Source organism: Nostoc sp. (genome assembly GCF_036916975.1).
Classification (GTDB): Bacteria; Cyanobacteriota; Cyanobacteriia; order Cyanobacteriales; family Nostocaceae; genus Nostoc.
Genome location: NZ_JBALFF010000058.1, coordinates 22,558 through 46,620 on the forward strand (window position 1 = coordinate 22,558; position 24,063 = coordinate 46,620).

Below are 24,063 nucleotides of genomic sequence, written 5' to 3' on the forward strand. Positions count from 1 at the left end.
CCAATGACAAACATTAAACCATCTCTAGAAATCAACGCTTCTCGCCAGTTTACTGCTTGGCTGTATGAGCAAAACCTGAGTTTGTCCTTCACTACCTATCAAGCGGGGAAGTTATTCTTCATCGGCTTGCAACCAAACGGCAAATTATCTGTATTTGAACGTAGCTTTGAGCGGTGCATGGGGTTGTATGCCAATGACAGCAGCCTCTACATGAGTTCTCTGTACCAACTGTGGCGATTTGAAAACATTATCCAACCCGGACAAAACCACCAAGACTACGATGCTCTTTATTTGCCTCAGATGAGTTATGTGACGGGAGATTTGGATATTCACGACATCGCTTTGAGTAGAGCAGAAGAAAAAGATTTAAAATCACAAAAATTAGTATTTGTCAATACCTTATTTAGTTGTTTAGCAACAGTCAGCGAAACCCACAGTTTCGTTCCCTTATGGCAACCAACCTTTATCAGCAAGCTAGCGGCGGAAGATAGATGTCACCTGAATGGGTTGGCAATACAGCAAGGAAAACCTAAATACGTCACCGTTGTCAGCCAGTCAGACGTAGCAGAAGGCTGGCGGGAGCATCGGGTAAATGGCGGCTGTGTCATTGACGTAGAAAGCAATGAAATCGTGTTGCAGGGGCTGTCTATGCCCCACTCCCCACGCTGGCATCAGGAAAAACTCTGGCTGCTCAACTCAGGCGCGGGCGAGTTTGGCTTTGCCGATTTAAAGCGGGGAGTCTTTGAGCCAGTCGCCTTCTGTCCGGGATATCTGCGCGGTTGTGCATTTTATGGCGACTTTGCAGTAGTGGGAATTTCTCAACCCAGGCATAACAAGACCTTTAGCGGTTTGCCCTTAGACGATAAATTGCACCAGAAAAACGTTGAGCCTCGCTGTGGGTTACTAGTGATTGACCTGAGAAGCGGCGATATTGTCCATTCCCTGCGAATAGAGGGGGTCGTACTGGAATTATACGATGTGGTAGCACTTTTGGGGGTACGTCGTCCAATGGCGATCGGATTTCGCAGCGACGAAATTCGGCGGGTGGTAACGGTGGGAGCAGATCAAAATTTATAATTTAGAGGAATGATCAAATCTTGGTAACCCTGACTGGCATTAGTACCCCAACACTCACTGGCGCTAATTTTACTATTATCTAAATATTAAGGGAAGCAAGACTTTGCTCCCCTTAAAAACCAATAATTACTATAGAAACAGCCTTCTCTTCAAATTAGCTAAGTAAGTGGGTCAAATTAAATATAAAACCTCACCCTACCTCCGGCTTCCCCCGACAATAATAAGGAGAGGGATTGAGGGTGAGGTTTATTATATGTTTAATTACGTCTACCTACTTATAAATTCTTAGTTAGTAACAGAAATAACAAGTCTTTTGTAACCTATAATTCGACACCTCAACCCCACACTACCCAATTTCTTAACAAGCTACCGAGTTAAGATTCTGAATAATAATGCGATCGCTTCCAAAAATCTTTGTAACACATGAATTGACTGTAAGTCCCTAGAAATCTACGCCCTTACCAACGCTGTACCAGGAATGTTGTGAAATGGTATGACTTGTCACCGGCTGGGGAATCAGAAAAATGGTGTGTGCAATTTCAGTATTAAAGCGGAAACAACATAAACTCACTTGCTGGAATTCCGCAATTGCAACCAGGACAACTGCAATTCGGCAGTGTAGCCTTTAACTAGAAAAACAGCATCAGGCATTAGTTAGACAAAATGCCAACTATCAACCCTAAACTTTTATAATATTTGTTGTTCTTATGACTCCAAAACACACCAAAATTCAATTTCCCCTTTGGCACTATCTGAACCAGCCTTTATTTAGTCACGATACTAATTTAGTATTGAATCCCCAACGCTTTGCATTTATCTGGCGTCTTCGACTTCTAGAACGTTGCTGGGCTAAAGAATGTGATGCTAAAGGCCCTCAACAGCATTAGATACTTCAAAAGCTGTAAAATTAAGCCTCGTCTACAGAACGAGGCTTTTTGCCATCAAGTAAAGCGCTGACAGTCATATCTCCCATAACATTAATCGCGGTGCGGCAGCGATCCAGAAACCAATCTACAGTAACTAGCAAAGCAATGTATTGAGTAGGTAAGCCTACAGAAGTAAACACCAGTGTCATCGTTACCAGTCCAGCATTAGGAATATTTGCCGCACCTACAGATGCAAAAATCGAGGTAATAATCACAATTAACTGCTGTCCCAGACTCAGATGTTGCCCAATCAGTTGGGAAATATACAACGCAGACATTGCTTCATAGAGGGCAGTACCATCATTATTGAAATTTGCTCCTACTAATGACCCCAAGGCAGCAGAAGATTCTCTTAAACCGACTTTTGTTTGCAAAACCTCAAAGGTTATGGGCATTGCCGCCGCAGAGGAAGAAGTTGAGAAAGCTGTCAAAAAGGCATCAGAACCGCCAGCTAAGAATTTTAGCGGGTGTACCCAAGAACCAAATTTTACTCTGGTGAGGTAGTAGCAGGCTTGCAATAACAGTGCTAACAGCACCGCCACAATAAATGCACCCAAAGATTTAAACGGTGCAAAACCTTGCATAGCGATAGTTTTAGCAACAATCCCAAACACTGCGAACGGCACTAAGGCAATTACCCAGTTCAGGATGCGGACTACCGCTTCAAACAAAATCCCGATGACATCCTCAATCGGCTGGTATCCGTTCTTGCTTTGAGCGATTTGTTCAGATTTTAATGCCCGCAGAACAATGCCAAAACTCAGGGCAATTACAATTAGTTGAATGACATTATTATCAACTAACGGCTTCAGGATAGCTTCCGGTACAGCATCTTTGAGTATTCCCCAAGGATCAAGACTCTGAGTAGTTATTTTTGTAGTTGTTGAGGTGGCTACATTGCCCCAAGTACCGGGACGCAGCACATTTGCGACGAAAAGCCCGATTAAAATAGCTACAGTAGTGTTAGTTAAAAGTAGCACTGCTAACCGCCGTCCGGCTGTACCAGGGATATTCGTAGTCATTAAGGTGTGCAGCACCGCTACCAAAATCAGGGGCGTAGCTAGGGCGCGGAGAGCTTTTAGCACTAATTCAGCCGGAATTGCTAAATTGTTGATTAAGGTGGCATTGCTGGGATTAGGATTCCCCGCACCAAGGGCAATTCCAACGCTGACTGCGGCTACTAGGGCGATGAGAATTTGCAATGTGAGAGGGATACGCCCCCACCAAGGGCTAGCTTTGGTTTCAGGCGAAGTAGTACTCTCTTTTTGAATCATTAGTTAGATGCTGATTAACTGCTGTAACTATTAAAACAACACTTATGACAGTGATAATTTCGGAAAAATAACAGCTTTAATTTTAGGTAAAAACTGTTAATCTAAGATTCCGTTGCTTTGCAAAATCTAGCTCGAAAGGGTAGACCACAAGGTAGGCCCCTAGAGATATCTTGGCTTATGGTTGGAGATGCTTATGTCCTTTGTTCCTTTACATATTCACAGTGACTACAGTTTACTCGATGGGGCAAGTCAGCTACCAGAGTTGGTGGATCAAGCGATCGCACTGGGGATGAAAGCGATCGCCCTTACCGATCATGGTGTTATGTATGGAGCCGTTGAACTGATCAAAATCTGCCGTAATCACAATATTAAGCCGATTATCGGCAATGAAATGTATATCATTAACGGTGATATCGAAAAACAAGAACGCCGTCCGAAATATCATCAAGTCGTTTTAGCTAAAAATCTCAAAGGTTACAAAAATTTAGTCAAATTAACCACTATTTCTCACCTCAAAGGCGTTCAAGGTAAAGGAATTTTTTCTCGTCCTTGTATTAATAAAGATTTACTAAAACAATATCATGAAGGCTTGATTGTCACTAGCGCTTGTTTGGGTGGAGAAATTCCCCAAGCAATTCTCAGTAATAGACCAGATGCAGCCCGGAAAATTGCTCAGTGGTATAAAGATGTATTTGGGGATGATTATTATCTAGAAATTCAAGACCACGGTTCCCAAGAAGACCGGATTGTGAATGTTGAAATTGTCAAAATTGCCCGGGAACTAGGGATTAAATTTGTTGCTACCAATGATTCGCATTTTATTTCTTGTTTTGACGTTGAAGCCCACGATGCGTTGCTATGTATTCAAACTGGCAAGCTAATTATTGAAGAGAAGCGGATGCGTTATAGCGGTACAGAGTATCTCAAATCTGGCGAGGAGATGCAGCAGCTATTTCGTGACCATTTACCCGATGATGTAATTGCCGAAGCGATCGCTACGACTGAAGAAGTCGCTGATAAAGTCGAGTTTTACAATATTATGGGTGAGCCTCAAATTCCTACACCCCCAATTCCCTCTGGTCATACTGCTGACACTTACGCCGAAGATGTTGCATGGAGTGGACTTTTAGAACGGTTAAATCGCAAATCTCGAACTGAGGTCGATTCCGTCTATAAAGAAAGATTGGAATACGAACTAAAAATGATTCAGCAGATGGGTTTTTCCAAATACTTTTTAGTTGTATGGGACTACATCAAATTTGCTAGAGATAATAATATTCCTGTAGGTCCAGGTCGGGGTTCTGCGGCTGGTTCATTAGTTGCTTATGCAATGAAAATTACCAACATTGACCCTGTGCATCATGGGCTACTATTTGAACGTTTTCTGAACCCAGAACGTAAATCCATGCCTGATATTGATACAGATTTCTGTATTGAACAAAGAGATAAAGTTATTGAATATGTAACTGAGAAATATGGTGCAGATAGAGTTGCCCAAATTATTACTTTTAACCGCCTAACTTCTAAAGCCGTTTTGAAAGATGTCGCCAGAGTATTAAATATTCCCTACGGGGAAGCTGACAAAATGGCAAAATTAATTCCTGTAGTGCGCGGGAAACCAACGAAACTCAAGGTGATGATTTCCGATCAAACCCCAGAACCAGAGTTTAAAGAGAAATATGATAAAGAACCCCATGTTCGCCATTGGCTTGATATGGCGATGCGAATTGAAGGAACTAACAAAACTTTTGGTGTTCATGCAGCAGGTGTGGTAATTTCTGCCGATCCACTTGATGAAATTGTGCCGCTACAGAAGAATAATGATGGTTCCGTAATTACCCAATATTTCATGGAAGACTTGGAATCACTGGGTTTATTGAAAATGGATTTTCTGGGTTTGCGGAACCTGACGCTAATTCAAAAGACCGTTGATTTGATTCAAGAAACGAGAGGATATCGGGTTGATCCTGATGAAATTCCCCGCGATGAAAGAAAAGCCCAAAGAATATTAGCTAAAGGTGAACATAGTACTTTGCCAAAAGATGTACAAAAAACTTATGAACTATTAGAAGCAGGTGAGTTAGAAGGGATATTTCAATTAGAATCTTCTGGAATGCGTCAGATAGTGCGAGATTTGAAGCCTTCTAATATAGAAGATATTTCTTCGATTTTGGCACTTTATCGACCGGGGCCATTAGATGCGGGACTAATCCCTAAATTTATTAACCGCAAACATGGTCGAGAAAACATTGATTATCAACACACCATTTTAGAACCAATATTAGACGAAACCTATGGAATTATGGTCTATCAAGAGCAAATCATGAAAATTGCTCAAGATATGGCGGGATATTCTTTAGGACAAGCTGACTTGCTGCGTCGGGCGATGGGTAAAAAGAAAGTTTCTGAGATGCAAAAGCAGCGAGAAAAATTCGTGGATGGCGCAGCAAAAAACGGTGTACAGAAAAAAGTTGCGGATGAATTATTTGAGCAAATGTTAAATTTTGCTGAATATTGTTTAAGCTATGACACGGAAATATTGACAGCAGAATATGGATTGTTGCCGATTGGAGAGATTGTAGAAAAACGTATTGAGTGTAGTGTGTACAGCGTTGATAATAATGGAAATATTTACACCCAACCTATAGCACAGTGGCACGATCGCGGACAACAAGAGGTGTTTGAGTATTGTTTAGAAGATGGTTCAATAATTCGGGCAACAAAAGACCATAAATTTATGACTGTTGATGGTCAAATGTTGCCAATTGATGAAATATTTGAACGAGAATTGGATTTGATGCGGGTAAAGGGTTTGCCGGAATGAGAAATTACAGGGGCGATCAGGTTCTAAACCCAAGGCGAGGAAATAATGCCTGAACACTGATAACACAGCAGCAGAACACCGTTTTTATTCCTCTGAGTTAGGTGCTAATAACGAATAACAAGTGTCGTAAGCAAATGCTATTCAGGTTTAGTAGACTCACATCTTGCACCTAGCCCTGGCGATTAGAAATCGCGGCTATACAAACGAAGTCCACCTCCGTGGACAAGCGAGAAAATCAAAGGTTTTTAACCCACGGAGGTGGGTTTCGCCTGTGTAGCCGCGACTTCCAGTCGCCTGGTGCTACATAGGCGGCTCCCCTTGGACTTGCCAGCAAGCTAAAGATGCGGTGCAAGAGGCGCAAAAAGATTTAGACGATGCTTTCAATAGAGCAGAACTTGGAAAATTAGATGATGAACGCCTTCATAGCTACAATTACATTCTTCTCAATAAACAAGGTGTAAGAGATAGAAAATGTAGTAATTGAGTTGCTTGGCTTTAGCTGTGAAGCGATCGCTTTTCTGTGATCGCAGCAGTCACTTGTCTGCTGCGATGGACGCGATCGCTGGAAGCACACCTTTGCTGTGACCCAAAATGAGCCTGTATATTATACCCATAGGCTAGAAGCATGGGGCTAGATTTAGTGAGATGATGAAAGCGGCTCATGTTTTTAATTACGAATTATTTTATGTTGTTATATGAAGATATTGGTGCTGAATGCCGGATCGAGCAGCCAAAAGAGTTGTCTATATGAAATTGCAGATGAGTCTTTCTCCACCGAAGCATCTCAACCCATTTGGGAAGGGAAAATTAACTGGACTCAAGATCAGGGTGTAGCAGAAATTGAAGTAAAAACTGGTACGGGTGCAACTCTGCAAAAATCAATCTCTGGTGATTCCCCACAGGCACACCTCAGTTATATGCTCAATACACTTACTGAAGGTGCTACCAAGGTAATTGATCGGTTGTCAGACATCAATGTGGTGGGGCATCGGATAGTACATGGTGGAGAAGATTATCGAGATAGTGTGGTAATTACGGAGGATGTTAAAAAGGCGATCGCTCGTCTATCTAACCTAGCTCCAGCACATAATCCAGCCGCTTTATCAGGCATAGAAGCAATTGAAAAAATCTTAAAAGATATCACCCAAATAGCAGTATTTGATACTGGTTTTCATGCCACCCTACCCGATGCAGCAGCAATCTATCCCGGACTTTATGAGTGGGTAGAGCAAGGTATCCGTCGCTACGGGTTTCATGGTATCAGTCATCAATACTGTTCTCAACGTGCTGCCCAAATTCTTGGTCAAGATGTTCCCCCTGAGCGGTTAATTACCTGTCATCTGGGCAATGGCTGCTCTTTGGCGGCGATTAAAAACGGTCGCAGCATTGATACCACAATGGGATTCACGCCCTTAGAAGGATTGATGATGGGTAGTCGTTCTGGTTCAGTTGATCCAGGGATTCTCATGTATCTCTTGCGTTACTGCAATTACTCCGTCGAAAAATTGGATGATATCTTAAATAAAGCTTCTGGATTAAAGGGAATTTCGGGTATATCTAGCGATATGCGCGAAGTCAGAGAAGCGATCGCTCAAGGTAATTCCCGCGCTCAACTGGCCTGGGATATCTACGTACATCGCTTACGTTCTGGTATCGGTGCAATGCTTACCAGTTTGGGCGGATTAGATGCTTTAGTGTTCACAGCAGGTGTGGGTGAACATTCCCCGGAAATTCGCCAAGCCGCCTGTGAAGCCTTTGGTTTTATAGGATTAAAAATAGACCTTGAAAAAAATCAGCAGCAGCCTGTGGATGAGGATATTGCCACATCCGATTCAGCAGTCCGTGTATTAGTTATTCATACTCAAGAAGATTGGGCGATCGCCGGACAATGTTGGCAGTTATTAAATAATTCGTAATACTTATACTTACCTCAGTACAAGTTCGTATAGGATTGCTATACAATGAGTTCCTTATGCCTGGGAAGACAAGGAAAATATGTTGTTGTCGCGTAAAACCATTGCTACACCTTTGATAATTTGTGTGTGTATTTTAGGAGTTGGCTTGATTCAATTTCCCCAATTAAAAAAACTGATAAATAGCAAAAAATCTGCTTCTTTAGAAACTTTAAATAAAGAAATAGAATCAGAAAGTATTCGTCTTAATTTTCTCAAAAAAACGCCTACTTTTGGTTATAATAATTTAATTGCAGATTTGGTATATCTCAATTTTTTACAATATTTCGGAGATGATGAAGTTCGGGATAAAACAGGTTACAGTTTAAGTCCAGAATATTTTGAAGTCATTCTAGAACGTGACCCGCGATTTTTAGCAGCGTATCGCAGTCTTTCTATCAGTACTTCATTGTATGCTGCAATGCCAGAACGTGCGATCGCATTATCAGAGAAAGGCTTAAAATCACTGTCTCCCTCAGTTCCCGAAAAATCTTATTACGTCTGGCGTTATAAAGGAGTTGATGAGTTATTATTTTTAGGCAACGCCAAAGCTGCCGAACAATCTTTTGCAACGGCGGCAAACTGGGCTAGTAATTTTTCAGATTCAGAGAGTCAGACAATCGCTCATACTTCCCAAAAAACTGCTGAATTTCTGAGTCGAAACCCTAACAGCAAATATGCTCAAATTGCTACCTGGGTAATAGTTTTAAATAATCACGTTGATCAAAGAACTCAAAAACGCGCAATTAGGGAAATTGAAGCTTTGGGAGGGAAAGTAATTACAACTCCTGAAGGTAATCATAAAATTGTATTTCCCCCTAAAGATTAATTATTATTCATAACGGGTTCCTGCAAGTGTAGTAGCGAATTATATTCGTCCAATTGTTTTCAAGTTTTTCATACATGATTATATCTCTTGTACACATGCAAAATTTGCCCTCATCCCCCAACCCCTTCTCCCAATATTGGGAGAAGGGGAGCCAATTTCAAAGTCCCTCTCCCACGCTTGGGAGAGGGATTTAGGGTGAGGGCTTTTGATGCATGTAAGATAGTCTATTGAGTAAGGTAATAGGTAATACTAATGTCAATAAAAAAAGTCCCTCTCCCACGCTTGGGAGAGGGATTTAGGGTGAGGGCTTTTGATTCACGTAAGATAGTCTATTGAGTAAGGTAATACTAATGTCAATAAAAAAAGTCCCTCTCCCACGCTTGGGAGAGGGATTTAGAGTGAGGGCTTTTGACGCATGTAAGATAGTCTATTGAGTAAGGTAATAGCGATGTCAATAAAATTGGCAGAATCAGACTTTCAAATATTAGGGTGTTTTCCTGTTATCTCCCAGTTGCGCCCTCACCTTGAGCAGGCTAAGTTTCTAGAACAAGTTCGCTATCAAATAAAAGAAGGATATCAACTTGCATTCTTGGAAATAGAAAAGCAAGCTGTAGCAGTCGCTGGATTTCGCATTTCCACTTGTTTAGCATCAGGAAAGTTTTTATACGTCGATGATTTAGTTGTTGATGAGTTAAAACGGTCAAATAGCTATGGACAACAGTTATTTCAGTGGTTAATTGAATATGCAATAAATCATGAGTGTAAACACCTGAGTCTTGATTCTGGTGTTCAGCGATTTGCTGCTCACAGATTTTATCTCATGCAGCGTATGAGCATTACAAGTCATCACTTTTCAATGGAGTTGTAGCGACAAATCATGTTGTGAAAAATAATATTTATTGGTATGACGGTAAATTAATTCACTCTCAAACTCTAGAATTAGATATTAACGATCCGGGGTTACTTTATGGGGCAACTGTTTTTACAACATTGCGGGTTTATCAGAACTCGCTAGATAGTAATTTAACTAATTGGCAAGCACATTGCGATCGCCTACTTTTCTCAATACAATCTTTTGGTTGGCAGCAACCAGATTGGAACCGTCTACGTCAAGGCGCTCAAATTATCCTCGCCCACTTTCCCGTTCTCAGAATTACCCTCTTTCCCGATGGGCGGGAGTGGATAACTGGCAGATTATTACCACAAGATTTGACAAAAAAACAAAATAATGGTATAGTATGCGCTGTTGCAAGCTGGGAATTTTATCGCTCTCTCCCCTCTCATAAAACTGGAAACTATTTGAGTGCTTGGTTAGCCAAAACTAGTTTAGATGCTCAAGAAGCAATATTAGTTGATGCTCAAGGAAATTGGCTAGAAACCAGCACAGGCAACCTTTGGGGATGGTGCGATCGCAGTTGGTACACCCCACCAAAAAAGGCAGGAATTTTACCCGGAATTGTGCGATCGCAACTTCTAAACTGGTTGCAAAATCACCAGATGCCAGTGCGGGAAGAACCTTGGAGCGTCGAGTTAGTTCAGAGGTTTGAAGCGATCGCCTACACTAATAGTGTGGTAGAAATTATTCCCATTCATACCGTTCATCAGCCTTCAGGGTCGCTACAATATAATCCCTACCATCATAGTTTTCAGCTAATAAGGGAGCTTTTTTTAGCATGACAGCCACGCCAAATTTGTTATATCTTAAGATAAGTTAACATAATTCTTAATAATGACCTCTCCGAACAGAGATGCTACTACGCGATGGCGCAAAAAATACAGGAGGATAGACCTTAGTGAATAAAAGATGGAGAAATGCAGGGCTGTACGCGCTGCTGTTTATTGTCGTCATTGCGCTGGGAACAGCATTTTTTGACAAACAACCCCAAAGCAGAGAGACATGGCGATATAGTCGCTTTATTCAAGAAGTTCAACAAGGTAGAGTAGAAAAAGTCAGTTTGAGTGCAGATCGCTCCACAGCACTGGTTACACCCAAATATGACCCGGCTAAACGGATTGTGACCTTAGTCAACGATCCAGACTTGATCAATACTTTGACTTCTAAAGGCGTTGATATTTCTGTTTTGCCCCAAACCGATGAAGGATTTTGGTTTAAGGCACTGAGCAGCTTATTTTTTCCTGTATTGCTTTTGGTTGGCTTATTCTTCTTGCTACGTCGCGCTCAAAGTGGACCAGGTAGCCAAGCGATGAACTTTGGCAAATCCAAAGCTAGAGTGCAAATGGAACCACAAACTCAGGTGACATTTGGTGATGTTGCTGGTATTGACCAAGCCAAGTTGGAATTAAACGAAGTTGTAGACTTTTTGAAAAACGCCGATCGCTTTACCGCCGTTGGTGCAAAAATTCCTAAAGGTGTACTGTTAGTTGGCCCTCCTGGTACTGGTAAAACCCTCCTAGCTCGTGCTGTAGCTGGTGAAGCAGGTGTACCCTTCTTCTCAATCTCCGGTTCAGAATTTGTCGAAATGTTCGTAGGTGTGGGTGCATCCCGCGTCCGCGATTTATTTGAACAAGCTAAGACCAATGCTCCTTGTATCGTCTTCATCGATGAAATTGACGCCGTAGGTCGTCAACGGGGTGCCGGTTTAGGTGGTGGTAACGATGAGCGGGAACAAACCCTCAACCAGTTGCTCACAGAAATGGACGGCTTTGAAGGTAATACTGGCATCATTATTATTGCCGCTACCAACCGTCCTGATGTCCTAGATGCAGCCCTATTGCGTCCTGGTCGCTTTGACCGTCAAGTTGTTGTAGACCGTCCCGACTATGCCGGACGCAGCGAAATTCTCAAGGTTCACGCCCGTGGCAAGACCTTGGCGAAAGATGTGGACTTGGATAAAATCGCCCGTCGTACCCCTGGATTTACTGGCGCAGATTTATCGAACCTGTTGAATGAAGCCGCAATTCTAGCCGCCCGCCGGAATTTGACTGAGATTTCGATGGATGAAATCAACGACGCGATCGACCGCGTATTAGCTGGGCCAGAGAAGAAAGACCGAGTAATGAGCGAAAAGCGCAAAACCTTGGTAGCATATCACGAAGCTGGTCACGCCTTAGTTGGTGCTTTAATGCCAGACTACGACCCTGTGCAGAAGATTAGCATCATCCCTCGCGGTCGTGCAGGTGGTTTAACTTGGTTTACCCCCAGCGAAGACCGGATGGACACAGGTTTATACAGCCGCGCTTATCTAGAAAATCAGATGGCTGTGGCTTTGGGTGGTCGAATTGCTGAAGAATTAATCTTTGGTGAAGAAGAAGTTACCACTGGTGCTTCTAATGACTTGCAACAAGTAGCACGGGTTGCGCGTCAGATGATCACTCGATTTGGGATGAGCGATCGCTTAGGCCCAGTTGCCCTTGGTCGTCAACAAGGTAACATGTTCCTCGGACGAGATATCATGTCAGAGCGTGATTTCTCTGAAGAAACCGCCGCCGCCATCGATGAAGAAGTCCGTAAACTTGTGGATGTAGCCTATACCCGCGCTAAAGAAGTGTTGCTACGTAACCGCCACATTTTAGATCAGATAGCGCAAATGTTGGTTGATAAAGAAACGGTAGACGCTGAAGAGTTGCAAGAAATTCTCTCGAATAACGATGTGACAACTGCTGCGTTTGCCTAATTTAATGAATAGTTAGGAGTTAAGAATAATTCCTAACTCGTAATTGTCAAAAAAAGCCCGGTCATGAAGACCGGGCTTTTAATTTGGGGTTATATACCCCGAAGGTTTCGTTATAGAGTTTCAGTATAAATCGCTAATCTGATAGAGACTACCACCTGAGCATAATCAATTCCAGAAAATTAGAAAATTTATTTTTTTAGATGGGCTGTGCAATCCGGCTGCGTCATGTCAATAAGACTATTTCAATTAGTCTGTCTTAGTGCAAGAGGGTTTGTAGTAAGCACAAAGCGTGCTTAGAAAACAAGGACTAAAGTCCTTACTACGAACTTGTTTACCCTCATGCTTTATTTCAAAAGGGAGATGGACTTGATTTAGCTTGCCTGATATTTGTCTTGAATGGGTAGCACGGGTAATTCGGAGATTTTACGAATTACCCTCATGTAATCAATGCAAAAGAATCTATGCATTCTGTGCCTTACCCCCTATGGCGATCAATATACAGCAGATTTTAAGGAAAGTGAGGTACACAAGCTCGCGTCTCAAAGCTAGGTATAAAGGGTGTTTTACTCCTGTATTCTGAATTCTGCTGTAGATAACTTTCCATTCCTACTAGCGTCAAGAGTGACTGAATACTCAATCAGTTGCCGATCTTAAACTTTGGATGTCGGTTTCAAAAATAGCCACGCCACAAAGAAGGTAGCTGCTGTGAATATTTGCGTTAAATCCAAAGCAGATAAATAGCCGTCCGCAAATGAAGCAATACTGCGATCGGTAATGCCGAATACCCAGGATGACAACCCAAACAGCCAGATTCCATTTTTGAGATTTCCAACGAATTCCTTAGAGTCTGATGGTTCTTTGTCTTTCATGATCTTCTGTTCTATTGGTGAAAAATTTGATGATTGATGCGAAATATCTGCCATTAAGAATTTTTTCTGACTCCTGACGCTGAATTTACACTTCCTATTCATAATATTAATAAATATTTCACCTACTTGACTTCATTACCCAAAGGTACATCTGCTAATGATGACATTCCTCGTTTGGTTGTGTCACCTGCGATAGACGGCAATGTGTTGAGTTATCAGCTTTACAACGTCAGGTTTGAATACTGAAATTACATAATCTTTAAATAACTATATGAATATTTATTGATATTTTATTTAAAATCCTCCATAGGATAGATGCTTTATGCAGAGCGCAACATGTTCTTACGTCCCCCACTTCTATTAGGGACTTCCAAATAAAAAAATACGCAAAAAACTGGCGAAAAAACTCTCTCCTCTGTGTTCTCTGTGTCTCTGTGGTTCGTTTATTTAAGTAATTTATTTGTTGGAAGTCCCTTAAGTGGCTCAAGTGAGGGTGGCTACCTCAAGAGCTTATCCGAACGGTATTGTATTGATTTTGATTGCATAGTAACTCGTTATGATTTATACATTAGGAATTCTTAACTTACAAACTTGCCAAAGTACTCAACTTTGCTGCCCAATCCTCATCATGCCGTAGCATTAGAACAATGTAATTCGTATTGTGCTTGAGATTATCCCGTTCAATTTGGTCTTGCTTGCGTTTTTGTGGGCTGTCATGAACTGAACCGTCGCAGAAAACAGCAATGCCATCTTCTTTATAAAGAAAATCTGGTTTACAGTTTGACTCTGGAATCAATTCCTGTGCAGTATCGGGTAATTTATATCCACCGTGATATATTTCATCTAAAACTAGGCGTTCAAATTCGGAATTTGGGTCTGTTTGTTGCAGCAGTTGTTGGTACTGTTCATCACGACATATTCCTTCTATCTGCACTGTACTTTTTTGCAGTTCGTCAAGTAAGGGTTTGATGAGATGGCGATTGATTAAAGCATGGTCAAACTGGTTGCGGTAAGAAAGTAAGCATTCATAGCAAGCTTGGACACAGCTATCTTTAGGTTCTTTGAAATGACAAATATCTAAAGCTGCATCGACTATTTTCTGAAAAATATTAATGTTTTCTAATAATTGAGAAAGGACACCTGCACCGCCTTCGGTAGCCTCCCAGAACAGCAAATATTTACCGTCTCCCAGGCGTTCGGAGTCGAGTTCATCGGCTTCTAATTTGTACACTGCTTGGATGGCAGTTTCCAAGACATATTGCAGGGTGGCAATAAAAGCTTCTCTTTCGTCTGTGGGTACACTTAATGGTTCAACAACCAGAATATTGCAGGTGTTTTTCACCATTAAATTAACGTCAGTGTCAATGCTATCTTTTGCTGAGTCGTTTTTGGCATCGCCCCAAATACCAGTTTTGATATCGAGTTTAAATCCTCGTTCATCGCTTTTTTTCTTGTTCAGTCCGCGATTAATATGCCAGATGTCTGCTGTAGCGCCATAGGTTAAACGTAATAATTCTGTACCATCGGCTGTTTGTACCGTTGCTGATTGGCGTTTTTGCTGGTCGTAACGGAAATGGGTGGTGATGTTGTAACCGTATTTAAGGCGTTCTTCTTCGTCGCAGGTAATGCGTTCTCGTCTCCAGGCGATCGCAGTTTCCATTGATAATAAGCGTGTAAGTAAAGCTTTATTATTGTTACTATCGGCAAGTTTTGCCCCACAGTTCTCACAAGTATCGCGGTCACTAGCCGTCCCTTCATGGAAATAACCGCATTTAAAGCAGACATTTACGCGTTGATAATCAGCACCACTAACAGGGATTTTGGTTTTAGCCACCATAAATTTACTACCCTCGTAGTAAATAACATTACCAGGGGCAAATTCTCTCAAAGCTACGCTGCGGAGGCGGGAAATAAATTCGCCACTTTCTTCTGTGGGAATAAATGCCCGAACTGGTAAGCGGGGGAAGTTAAACCCAGGTAAAAATCCCTCGGCAGCAAAGTAACGATAGGGGTAAAATTCAAACTGATTATTGCTTTTGCCTTGGACTTGTCCCACTAGCAGGTCAATTTGTCGCAGTGCTTCTTTTTCTTGGGCTTTAGCAATATCCCGTTCTTCTTGGGTTGCATAGCCTCTGGTATAACGACTTGTGCTGTCGCGGGCTTTGTCTAATTGTTCAATAGCATCAATGTATAGTCTACGCCAGCGATCGCACGCTTGATCAAAAGCATTATGGGCATTTTCTAGGGTAAACTGTAACCAATTTTCAGAATACCAAGAAGTTTTGTTCAGATCGTTTTGGCAGAAAGTATCAGATAAAATCAGTTTTGTGGCTGCTAGACATTTGGCTAATTTTTCCTGACTCATCTTGATTTTCTGAGTAACATCTTCTTTTAGCGGACAGTCTGGCGAATCTAACTCCAGAATTTGGTTCATGGAATTTTCCAAGTATAAGCCAGTGTGTGCCAGCCAAATTGAATACACATGAGATTTAATTAAATCCTGGTTAGCTAGTTCTAATTTGGGCGGGGCGACGACACCAGCAACCATTTGACTTTGACGTTTAAAGAAATATTGGTCGTGACCGCTACCAATGGAGGCATAAGTAATTACTAAAGCCTCCTGTCCACTTCTGCCGGCGCGACCACTGCGTTGGGCGTAATTGGCTGGACTGGGGGGAACATTCCGCAGATGGACAACGCTGAGGTCGGAAATGTCTATCCCCAATTCCATTGTTGGAGAACAAAATAAAGTTGCTAATTTGCCATGACGGAATGCGTCTTCTCGTTTCTGGCGGTTTTCGTTTTTTACCTGTCCGGTATGTTCTCGCCCTTCTAATGATTTAATTTGATGAGCGTCAGTTTGGTAGAAGTCTTGAAAAAATTGGTTAACAGAAGTATTTCTGTCGCTACCCTGCAAGCGGCGAGAGGTTAAAGGGTCGGGGGGAATTTCACTTAATTTTGAGGCTACCCAGACCATTGAATTAATTTTTAGTTGGACTTCTTCTTCTTTCTTGTATAAGTAACCTGCATCTGCCAAAGCATTTACCAGAGCATTAATTAATTGGTTATAATCTGACTCTGGTAAAGGTTTTTGTAACCAATTCCACGCCCGATTAGAACGCAGAAAGCGCCCGATTTGACCACGAAATGTCAGTCTAATTGTATTTCGCCGTGATTTACCTTTTTTATCCGTGGGGCTGAGGCTTGCCCAAAAAGCTTCGTGTAAATATTCAAAAGTATCAATTGTCCAAGGGTCTTTTAGTGCTTGAGATACTTCCTTTTTCAATTGTTCTGTACCCTCTTGTTGTAAAATTTCCGCATCAATTACCAATTTTTTTCTGAGGTGGTCGAGGAAGGTTTTGACAACAAAATATCTTTGTGAGGGTGAGGCTTGCAGTAAAATTGGATGGCGGTATTTTTGCCAGAGTTGAGTATTTTGACAAGATGCTAATAGTTCGGCATATTCTATAGTTAATAGACCGCATTGTTCTAGATTTGGCTGGACAATTCGCCAACCGCGACGCAAATCTTCGTATAGCCGATATTCAATTAAATTGCTAAAAGCTTCTTCATTCTTGCGTTTACCAAAGCCAAAGTCTGCGGGTTGAATTGCATAATCTGCTTGAGATAAACCCATCTGTTTAACAACTTCCGCCGCCAGTGATTTGTGAGTTAACTTTTGATTTTCTTGAATAGCACTATTCAAAGCTGCCCGTAAGAAACTGGTTTGGACAAAATCATTGAAATGTCCTGCCTGTAATGAAGCATCCTGACGGTTATCAGTAAAGCTGAGGATTTTTGCGGCTTTGGCTTTCTCGCCAGTGAAAACTTGCTTGAGGCGACTGACGGTAGAAAGACAAAGTAGAGTAGTTGCGGTACTGCGTCCTTCACTACTTAGACGGGAGAGTTTAGTAAATTCGTTTTTCTTTTGGTCGTACAATACACCGCAGTGGAGACAAGTAAGAAAGGGTTTAGGAACAAACCAACAGGTAGTTCCCTGTAATACAGAGTTTATGACTTTACCGTTGGGTAGAACTTGCAGTTTGTGGGGAATAAAAGGTGCATATTTTTTTTCGGGAATGCGCCCTTGCCTTTTAGTTTCTTTAAACCATGAGTCAGGAAGTCTCTCTTCGTCTTCTTTATCCCAAAGTTCGGGTTCATCAAGGGTTAGGTAGCCTTCCTTGATATCTTCATTGTCAAGACTATCTAAGGCTGTGGGTAATTGGGGTAGTACAATATCTTTTTCCGAATCGTAGCGTACCACGTAATAGTCTTGTCCGCATTCTCGACAAAAGACGAGGGGATAAAGTAGGCGGTTTTCGGTGGTTGTGTACTGGCCTTCTAGGGTGAGAAGTCGTTTGTCTCGATTTTCAATGGTGGCGTAAACGCTACCGCCTTGGGAAATAAATTGATGTAGGCGGAATGCCAACCCCTTTGTTTTGCTTCCCCAAAGAAATATCTGTTTGAGGATATTTAAACATTGTTCGTAGTAGCGCTTCAGCGCATCCGAATCAAGAGGCGCTAAAGCGCTACTACGAACTAATTTTTCTGCACCTTCTTGAAGGGTGATAGGTGTGCGACGCACGAGATGTCCTTCTTTTTCTTCTAAACCAAAGTTCATCTCTACCCAGTGGCTAAGGGGATGCTGTTTAAAAGCGTCTAAAGTTTGTTCCGACTTTGGGGGTAAACCTTGGATAATGCTTTCCCGCAATTTTTCGGTGGTGGGTGCAGCACTTTTGATAGAACGTTCTAAAGTTTCATCAATTACGTTACTGGGTTGAATTTCTACACCGAATAATTTACTAGCAACATCTGCGACTACCTGACGGCGTTGCTGGCGGGAACCTTCCGAAGACATGGTGGCGCTAGTGCCAATACAGAGTAATTCGTAATTCGTAGTTCGTAATTCGTAATTATTTAATGTTTGGTTGGCTTTGCCGCAGCGTTGCCTAAGTTTGCGAATTAAGATGGCGACATCTGCACCTTGCCGTCCTCTGTAAGTATGCAGTTCATCTAGTACCAGAAATTTTAAATCGGGGGATGCTACTAATTTATCTTCGTGAGTGCGAGACAGCATTAACTCTAGCATCACGTAATTTGTGAGTAAAATTTGGGGCGGGTTGTTTTGAATTTCGGTTTTCTTCTCTAGTTTTTCTTGCCCAGTGTACTTTTCAACGCGAATATGGGTGTTAGGGACTTGTTTGAGAAATTTTCTTAATTCTTCTTCCTGAGAATTAATTAGGGCATTCATGGGATAAACCAAAATAGCCCTAACTCCTTTGATTTCAGGATGGTGTAACAAATCATCAATGATGGGGACAACATAAGTTAGGCTTTTACCCGAACCCGTTCCTGTGGTGACAACGTAGGGTTCTTGACGTTGTGCTGTTTCAAAGGCTTCTTTTTGGTGGTAGTGGAAGGTAAAAGCTTCACCATTTTGTGAAAAGTAGCGTGTACAGTCGGGATGGAGAACACCTTGCTGTACTAATGTAATGACAGATGCGCCAGGACGATATTTAGGGTTAAGTTGCACTAAAGGGTCAGTCCAGAGTTGACCTTTTTCTAACTCGTTATCAACAAATGCTTTAACTTTTTCGTCGCGGATTTTGAGGAAGCTTTCAATATAGCGGCGGTAGTCGCCAATTACTTCGTTGCGGAAATTAAATATATCAAGAAACTGAGAATTGCTGAGAGAGGACGAACTACTGTTTACTGGTACTTGAGGATTTGTTCGACCTAAGCGTTGGTCAATCCATTCTCGAAGTTGGTGATTAAAGGTTTGAGTAATAGTAGGAAAGTCGAAGATTTCTGCAATTTCTTGTATATCCCAATCTGTCGGAATATTAGTGAACAAAATGGTTAATTGTTCTGGCGTAACAGCTACCACTCCCGTACAATCTAACAATGCTAACTTTTGACTTAATAAATTGCTAACAGGTAAAATCGCATTTTCCGGCTGCTGTAATAATTCCTGTAGTTTTATAGTAATTTTCATAAAATTTAATTTGTTCGTAGTTGCGCTTCAGCGCTAAAATACCCAATCATAAAAAAGCAAAAAACATTGATGTACAAATATCGACAACTTACCCAAGAAGAAAAAATAATCGTCGTCCAAGAAAGATTAGCTAAGGGTTATCCCCCTCATTCGCCGCCCCATCCAGTAGAAAACAGTGAATTTTATTTGATTACTGTAACTTGTTATGAACATAAATGTCGAATAAATAGTGAAGAACGCCGTCAGCAATTATTAAATCAATTATTTGAACATTTTACATATCAAGATATAGAAATCCTTGCCTGGGTTGTGTTGCCAAATCATTATCATTTATTAGTCAAAAATTTAGACTTCAAAAGATTAAGTAAGGTTTTACGTTCAATTCATGGTTCTATTGCTAGACAATGGAATCTTGAAGATAACCTAACTGGTAAACTTTGGTGTTCTTTTAGTGACAGAGCAATTCGTTCGGAACGACATTACTATACAACCTTGAATTATATTCATTACAATCCGGTGAAACATGGTTGGGCAAAATCTCCTTATGCTTGGATTGAATCTAGTGTTCATTGGTATTTAGAAAATTATGGGAGGGATTGGTTACGCAGTTGTTGGATTGAATATCCGGTAATAGATTACGGTAAAGGATGGGATGATTTATAGTAATTCATTCGTTCGTAGTAGCGCTTTAGCGCCTCTTAATCGGAATGCGCCCAAGCGCTACTACGAACCAAACATTTTGTCCCACGCTTCTAATACCAGTCTTTGTGTGCGATATTCACCAAATTGTCTAATTTCGTTATTCTTTAAAACGCGGAATGTTTCGCTGGGGAAGTCTGCGCCATAGACATCAGCAGGGTCTATAATATATCGCAGTTCATCACGGGTGAGTCCGTAGAGTTTGGCGTAATATGCGTCTAATTCTGCTCTTAATAATGCGCGTCTGTTGGGGTTCCAAATGAAGGGTTCGCCGTCGTATCCCATATCTTTAGCGAAGGGTTGCATATCCCACGCAGTGTAGACTAATTCGAGTACGCGATCGCTAATAAATTTGATATCTTCTGCGGTGTATAATTCTGGGGGAAGAATCGGGAGTTGTTTGAGGATAAAAAAGCTAAAATCAATACCACCAAGTTTCTGTCTGGTTACAAAGTCAAATATTAGTGAATTAAAATTAGCTAATAAGCAGGCTGTTAAAATAGGTGATTTAGAACTAAAAATAATAGGGCTTTTATCATTAATTCCTACGCGAGGTAAAATGCTAAAAATAGAAGTTCTTTCATCTGTAGCTCTACAAGTTTTTCTCAAACCCAAAAGCCAATCTTTATTCCACTTCCCAGCTAATTTATTTTCCACCTCAAGCCGACTCACCCAATAACGCGGCTGAACAGAAAAAGACGCATCCCCTTTTTCCTCATGAGTCAAATCACGAGTATCGCCATCATCAGTATAAGTCGCCCAATGGTGAGTAAACTGATGAAACATTTTCGCTTCATAAAGTGGAACTAAATCATTACCCACCTCATTTTTAAATAAACCGCTATCATTTGACATATGAAACATTGTCATAAATGAAATACCCCAAGGATTACTCCCTGTTTTATCATTCTCCAAAACAGGAACACGCTGATAAGTTTTCTTAGTAAGTTCAGCATCTGTGCTAGTTCTAAAAATAGGACAAGTGAGAGTATTAGGATTAATTAAGGCAATATCTTGAGGTGAAAGCTGAAACAGACGAGTTTGATTGTCTAATTGTTTAGTTTGAGTCAAGAAGAAGGCAAAATTCCCCCGTTTGATTGGTTTACCACTTATAGCAAGTAAAGAAAATTTCATCCGGCTATCTACAGCAGCAAATAAAGCTTCTCGATTTTCAAAATCATACAAACTTGCTAAAGCTTGTTTCTGTGTCAAATCTCCAAAAAACTTTTTACAAGTGTCATCAGTTGCAATTCCGGTAGGAACAATTACCCCAACTCTTCCATCAGATGAAATCAATGTTCTCGTAGTCTCAGCAAAAATAGCATAAGTATTGATGTCTCCCACCGCAGTTAAAGGAAATCTACCCGACTCCCGAATAAATTTCCCTTGTGCTTCAGCATCATGTTTCGCATCTTCAAAAGCTTGTGCTAACTCAGGATTTTTCTTAGGTAATTCCTTAATCAACTTCTCCCGCGCCGCCTTATTTATAGCGTTAGCAATTTCCGCACTTTGAGAAGCAAAAAATTCTTTCTCTTGTAACTTAATCCGTTCCCAAGGCGGATTACCCAACACACAATCAAACCCACCTTGTTCAAATACTTCAGGAAACTCTAAACACCAGTGAAAAAAGTGTTTTTCTTCAGATAACTTATTCGCCGCATCTACAACCTTATTTAATTGGTAGTTCGTAATTCGTAATTCGTAATTATCGTCTGATTTGCGAGTCTTTTCTACTTTTTCACGCTTTAAACGGTTTAATGCTTCAGTTGTAGGTAATAACTGCAAATGATGCTCAGTTAGTGACATAAAAAATGCTGCTGTCCATAAATTACAAGCAGAATATTTTAACCACCAACTAGATTCTTGCAAATTCTCTTTATATTGCTTTTGCTTATCTTTAACTTGTTGTGGCGTGGTTTCAGGAATTACCCCCAACTGTCGCCACATTTGGGCATAATCTACGCTATCAGTTTCTAAATTCTCATCAATTGATAGTTGTCCTGCTTTCTCTCGTTCGTTTTTATTGCGTTTCTTAAGCTGTGTAGATAGTTTTTTATCATCACCTGTTACTGGCTTAAACGCTTCATCAGGGATTCCTTCATTTAAACAACTCAAATCCATCACTCCCACAAGGGAATTACCACATTTAATCCTGTGGTCTAAAAAGTTAAGAGGTAAGCCGCGAGAAAAACCTTCAATCCATAAAGCTACTTTGCACAAATCAACAGCCAAGGGGTTTAAATCCACCCCATAAATGCAATTTTGAATAACATCTCGAATCGCTAACTTTAAAGGTTCACTACCTGGTTCAGCTTCCCCGGTGCGAATTTTAGCTAATTCCTTTCCTACGCGACGGGCTGCGGCTAAGAGAAAATGACCAGAACCACAGGCGGGGTCTACAATTTTGAGACTGAGTAAACTTTGTTCGTAGTTGCGCTTCAGCGCATCCGAATCAAGATGCGCTGAAGCGCAACTACGAACCTTTTCTTCAATTACAGGTTCTAAAGCTGTTTTGATCAGTTGTCCCACTAACTGCGGTGGCGTATAGTAAGAGCCTGTAGTTTTCCTCTCACTACCAAATACTAATTTGAATTCATAATTTTTAGGAGATATTTCTGGGTGAAAATCAAGCAGACTTTCATATACGCTACCCAGTTCTTCGACATCTAAGGCAGTATAATTTACCCGTCGTAATTGTCCCTTATCTTGATATAATGATAACTCCCGAATCGCTACTAGCAAATCGTGATTATCAATAGCACAATCATCTAAAGCTGGTAAAGTGTTGGAACCAAATAAATCGCCATTTAATGGTGATAATCCTAAATATTTTCCGCGCCAATTTTCATCAAATAGCAAGAATGTAACCCGCAAACCCTGCCATAAATCTTGAAAGCCTTCCCGCCGCCAACGGGGACGCTCGGCTAACTCTCGCAGTCGCTCAATGCTGTAATATTCTCGGTAGATTCGGGCTTTTTCTACATCATCTCCAATTAATAAATTGCGGGACTCTGCCACCATTAAAAATAGCAGGCGATAAATCAGCCGCAACAGTTGACGATAATATTCCAGTTCGTAGTTGCGCTTTAGCGCATCTTGATTCGGATGCGCTAAAGCGCAACTACGAACCCCGAATTTTTGGCGGAGGTGTTCGTTTTGCGGATGTTGGAGAAAACCTGTCCCTAACTGTATTAGTGCTTTTTCTACTCCATCTCGGAGTCTGTCGCGTACCCGTCCCCCCTGTTGCAGTGCTTCTTGGTGGTAATATTCCAGCAAGCACTTATCGGCATCATCCATACCTTCAGGCAAGCGGGAACGGTGAAACAACCGATAAAATAGCCCAAATTCGGCAAAGTTTTCTCCGTTGAGAATCTGTTCTAAGTCAAATTCGATATAAGTCAGACGTGTCATCAAGGAAGAGTCGCGCAGTAACCGCCAGCGAAAACCGTTAGTTGCGATCGCCCACAAATGCTCCGTTTTGTTAAGATACTCCTGCACCAGTGCGTGTGCTGATAACCTGGGTGTGCCACTGGGAGGACGATGATCTACCTTGATTCGACAACCAATAATGTGGATGGGTGGCTTGTTTTCGCCTAATTCCGCACGATGAGAAATCGCATAAGTTTGTCCCTCCACCACTTCGGCTTTTGCGGTGTAAACAGGGTTATATCCGAGACTGCGTAGTAAGGGAACCACCCACAGTTCGCGGGTGACGCTAGTAGCGGTATCATCTGCATCTAACCTGTCTAATTGGCGTTGAAATGCTGCCCAATAAGCTTTAGCATCACCCCATGCGATCGCAATTTCATCTGCTAGCTTGTCAGTTTTCGTAAAACCAAAATCCTCTGGTGCTTGCCCTTTGACATTACCAGCCAGCAATTCGGCAGTAATATCTGCTGCTAGCAAATTCCCTTCAATCTGAACACCTGTTAATGTAATTCCTGCTACATTCATGACTCACGCACCTAATATTACAAATTGTC

Annotated in this window: 14 protein-coding genes; 9 read left to right on the forward strand and 5 right to left on the reverse strand. The window is 41.4% G+C overall.

The window, feature by feature from the left end:
- The first annotated feature begins 3 nt into the window (after positions 1-3).
- Both V7K73_RS14005 and V7K73_RS14010 read left to right on the forward strand, forming a co-directional pair.
- Positions 4-1,077 (forward strand): TIGR03032 family protein, encoded by a 1,074-nt coding sequence (locus tag V7K73_RS14005; RefSeq protein ID WP_334880866.1) that lies wholly within the window; start codon positions 4-6, stop codon positions 1,075-1,077.
- Between the two features lie 707 nt (positions 1,078-1,784).
- The gene (locus V7K73_RS14010; RefSeq protein ID WP_334880868.1) at positions 1,785-1,964 is read left to right on the forward strand and encodes a hypothetical protein; all 180 of its coding nucleotides are present in this window, start codon (positions 1,785-1,787) and stop codon (positions 1,962-1,964) included.
- 20 nt (positions 1,965-1,984) lie between these two features.
- Here the strand turns inward: V7K73_RS14010 and V7K73_RS14015 are convergent, their stop codons facing one another.
- Positions 1,985-3,277, reverse strand: a complete 1,293-nt coding sequence (locus V7K73_RS14015) for a dicarboxylate/amino acid:cation symporter (protein ID WP_334880870.1) — start codon at positions 3,275-3,277, stop codon at positions 1,985-1,987.
- 193 nt (positions 3,278-3,470) lie between these two features.
- Between V7K73_RS14015 and V7K73_RS14020 the strand changes: the two genes are divergently transcribed.
- Positions 3,471-6,101, forward strand: coding sequence for a DNA polymerase III subunit alpha (locus V7K73_RS14020; RefSeq protein ID WP_334880872.1), 2,631 nt, complete (start codon positions 3,471-3,473; stop codon positions 6,099-6,101).
- 495 nt (positions 6,102-6,596) lie between these two features.
- Here V7K73_RS14020 and V7K73_RS14025 read toward each other — a convergent pair whose 3' ends face one another.
- Positions 6,597-6,764, reverse strand: a complete 168-nt coding sequence (locus V7K73_RS14025) for a hypothetical protein (RefSeq protein WP_334880874.1) — start codon at positions 6,762-6,764, stop codon at positions 6,597-6,599.
- Between the two features lie 32 nt (positions 6,765-6,796).
- Here V7K73_RS14025 and V7K73_RS14030 point away from each other — a divergent pair, with 32 nt between their 5' ends.
- From V7K73_RS14030 to ftsH3, 5 genes are all read left to right on the forward strand, one after another.
- A complete protein-coding gene (locus V7K73_RS14030; protein WP_334880876.1) occupies positions 6,797-8,017 on the forward strand; it encodes an acetate kinase in 1,221 nt (406 codons plus the stop codon).
- 79 nt (positions 8,018-8,096) lie between these two features.
- Positions 8,097-8,882 carry a hypothetical protein gene (locus V7K73_RS14035; RefSeq protein WP_334880878.1) on the forward strand — a complete coding sequence of 262 codons (786 nt, stop codon included), beginning with the start codon at positions 8,097-8,099 and terminating at the stop codon, positions 8,880-8,882.
- A 448-nt stretch (positions 8,883-9,330) separates the two neighbouring features.
- Positions 9,331-9,750 carry a GNAT family N-acetyltransferase gene (locus V7K73_RS14040; protein ID WP_334880880.1) on the forward strand — a complete coding sequence of 140 codons (420 nt, stop codon included), beginning with the start codon at positions 9,331-9,333 and terminating at the stop codon, positions 9,748-9,750.
- A 26-nt stretch (positions 9,751-9,776) separates the two neighbouring features.
- Positions 9,777-10,559, forward strand: coding sequence for an aminotransferase class IV (locus V7K73_RS14045; RefSeq protein WP_442936764.1), 783 nt, complete (start codon positions 9,777-9,779; stop codon positions 10,557-10,559).
- Between the two features lie 116 nt (positions 10,560-10,675).
- A complete protein-coding gene (gene ftsH3, locus V7K73_RS14050; protein ID WP_334880884.1) occupies positions 10,676-12,517 on the forward strand; it encodes an ATP-dependent zinc metalloprotease FtsH3 in 1,842 nt (613 codons plus the stop codon).
- 650 nt (positions 12,518-13,167) lie between these two features.
- Here ftsH3 and V7K73_RS14055 read toward each other — a convergent pair.
- Positions 13,168-13,386 carry a hypothetical protein gene (locus V7K73_RS14055; protein ID WP_334880886.1) on the reverse strand — a complete coding sequence of 73 codons (219 nt, stop codon included), beginning with the start codon at positions 13,384-13,386 and terminating at the stop codon, positions 13,168-13,170.
- A 583-nt stretch (positions 13,387-13,969) separates the two neighbouring features.
- The gene (locus V7K73_RS14060; protein WP_334880888.1) at positions 13,970-19,381 is read right to left on the reverse strand and encodes a DEAD/DEAH box helicase; all 5,412 of its coding nucleotides are present in this window, start codon (positions 19,379-19,381) and stop codon (positions 13,970-13,972) included.
- A 69-nt stretch (positions 19,382-19,450) separates the two neighbouring features.
- Here V7K73_RS14060 and V7K73_RS14065 point away from each other — a divergent pair, with 69 nt between their 5' ends.
- Complete coding sequence (locus V7K73_RS14065) at positions 19,451-20,044, forward strand: REP-associated tyrosine transposase (protein WP_334880889.1); 594 nt, start codon at positions 19,451-19,453, stop codon at positions 20,042-20,044.
- A gap of 60 nt (positions 20,045-20,104) precedes the next feature.
- On the opposite strand, the gene V7K73_RS14070 is transcribed toward V7K73_RS14065, so the two are convergent.
- On the reverse strand, positions 20,105-24,034 hold the full coding sequence (locus V7K73_RS14070) for an Eco57I restriction-modification methylase domain-containing protein (RefSeq protein ID WP_334880891.1): 3,930 nt from the start codon (positions 24,032-24,034) through the stop codon (positions 20,105-20,107).
- Positions 24,035-24,063: the final 29 nt, after the last annotated feature.

Bases quoted from the DNA above. Each gene is read 5' to 3' on its own strand.
- V7K73_RS14005 (WP_334880866.1), top strand. From the start codon at position 4: ATGACAAACATTAAACCATCTCTAGAAATCAACGCTTCTCGCCAGTTT.
- V7K73_RS14010 (WP_334880868.1), top strand. From the start codon at position 1,785: ATGACTCCAAAACACACCAAAATTCAATTTCCCCTTTGGCACTATCTG.
- V7K73_RS14015 (WP_334880870.1), bottom strand. From the start codon at position 3,277: ATGATTCAAAAAGAGAGTACTACTTCGCCTGAAACCAAAGCTAGCCCT.
- V7K73_RS14020 (WP_334880872.1), top strand. From the start codon at position 3,471: ATGTCCTTTGTTCCTTTACATATTCACAGTGACTACAGTTTACTCGAT.
- V7K73_RS14025 (WP_334880874.1), bottom strand. From the start codon at position 6,764: ATGAGCCGCTTTCATCATCTCACTAAATCTAGCCCCATGCTTCTAGCC.
- V7K73_RS14030 (WP_334880876.1), top strand. From the start codon at position 6,797: ATGAAGATATTGGTGCTGAATGCCGGATCGAGCAGCCAAAAGAGTTGT.
- V7K73_RS14035 (WP_334880878.1), top strand. From the start codon at position 8,097: ATGTTGTTGTCGCGTAAAACCATTGCTACACCTTTGATAATTTGTGTG.
- V7K73_RS14040 (WP_334880880.1), top strand. From the start codon at position 9,331: ATGTCAATAAAATTGGCAGAATCAGACTTTCAAATATTAGGGTGTTTT.
- V7K73_RS14055 (WP_334880886.1), bottom strand. From the start codon at position 13,386: ATGAAAGACAAAGAACCATCAGACTCTAAGGAATTCGTTGGAAATCTC.
- V7K73_RS14060 (WP_334880888.1), bottom strand. From the start codon at position 19,381: ATGAAAATTACTATAAAACTACAGGAATTATTACAGCAGCCGGAAAAT.
- V7K73_RS14065 (WP_334880889.1), top strand. From the start codon at position 19,451: ATGTACAAATATCGACAACTTACCCAAGAAGAAAAAATAATCGTCGTC.
- V7K73_RS14070 (WP_334880891.1), bottom strand. From the start codon at position 24,034: ATGAATGTAGCAGGAATTACATTAACAGGTGTTCAGATTGAAGGGAAT.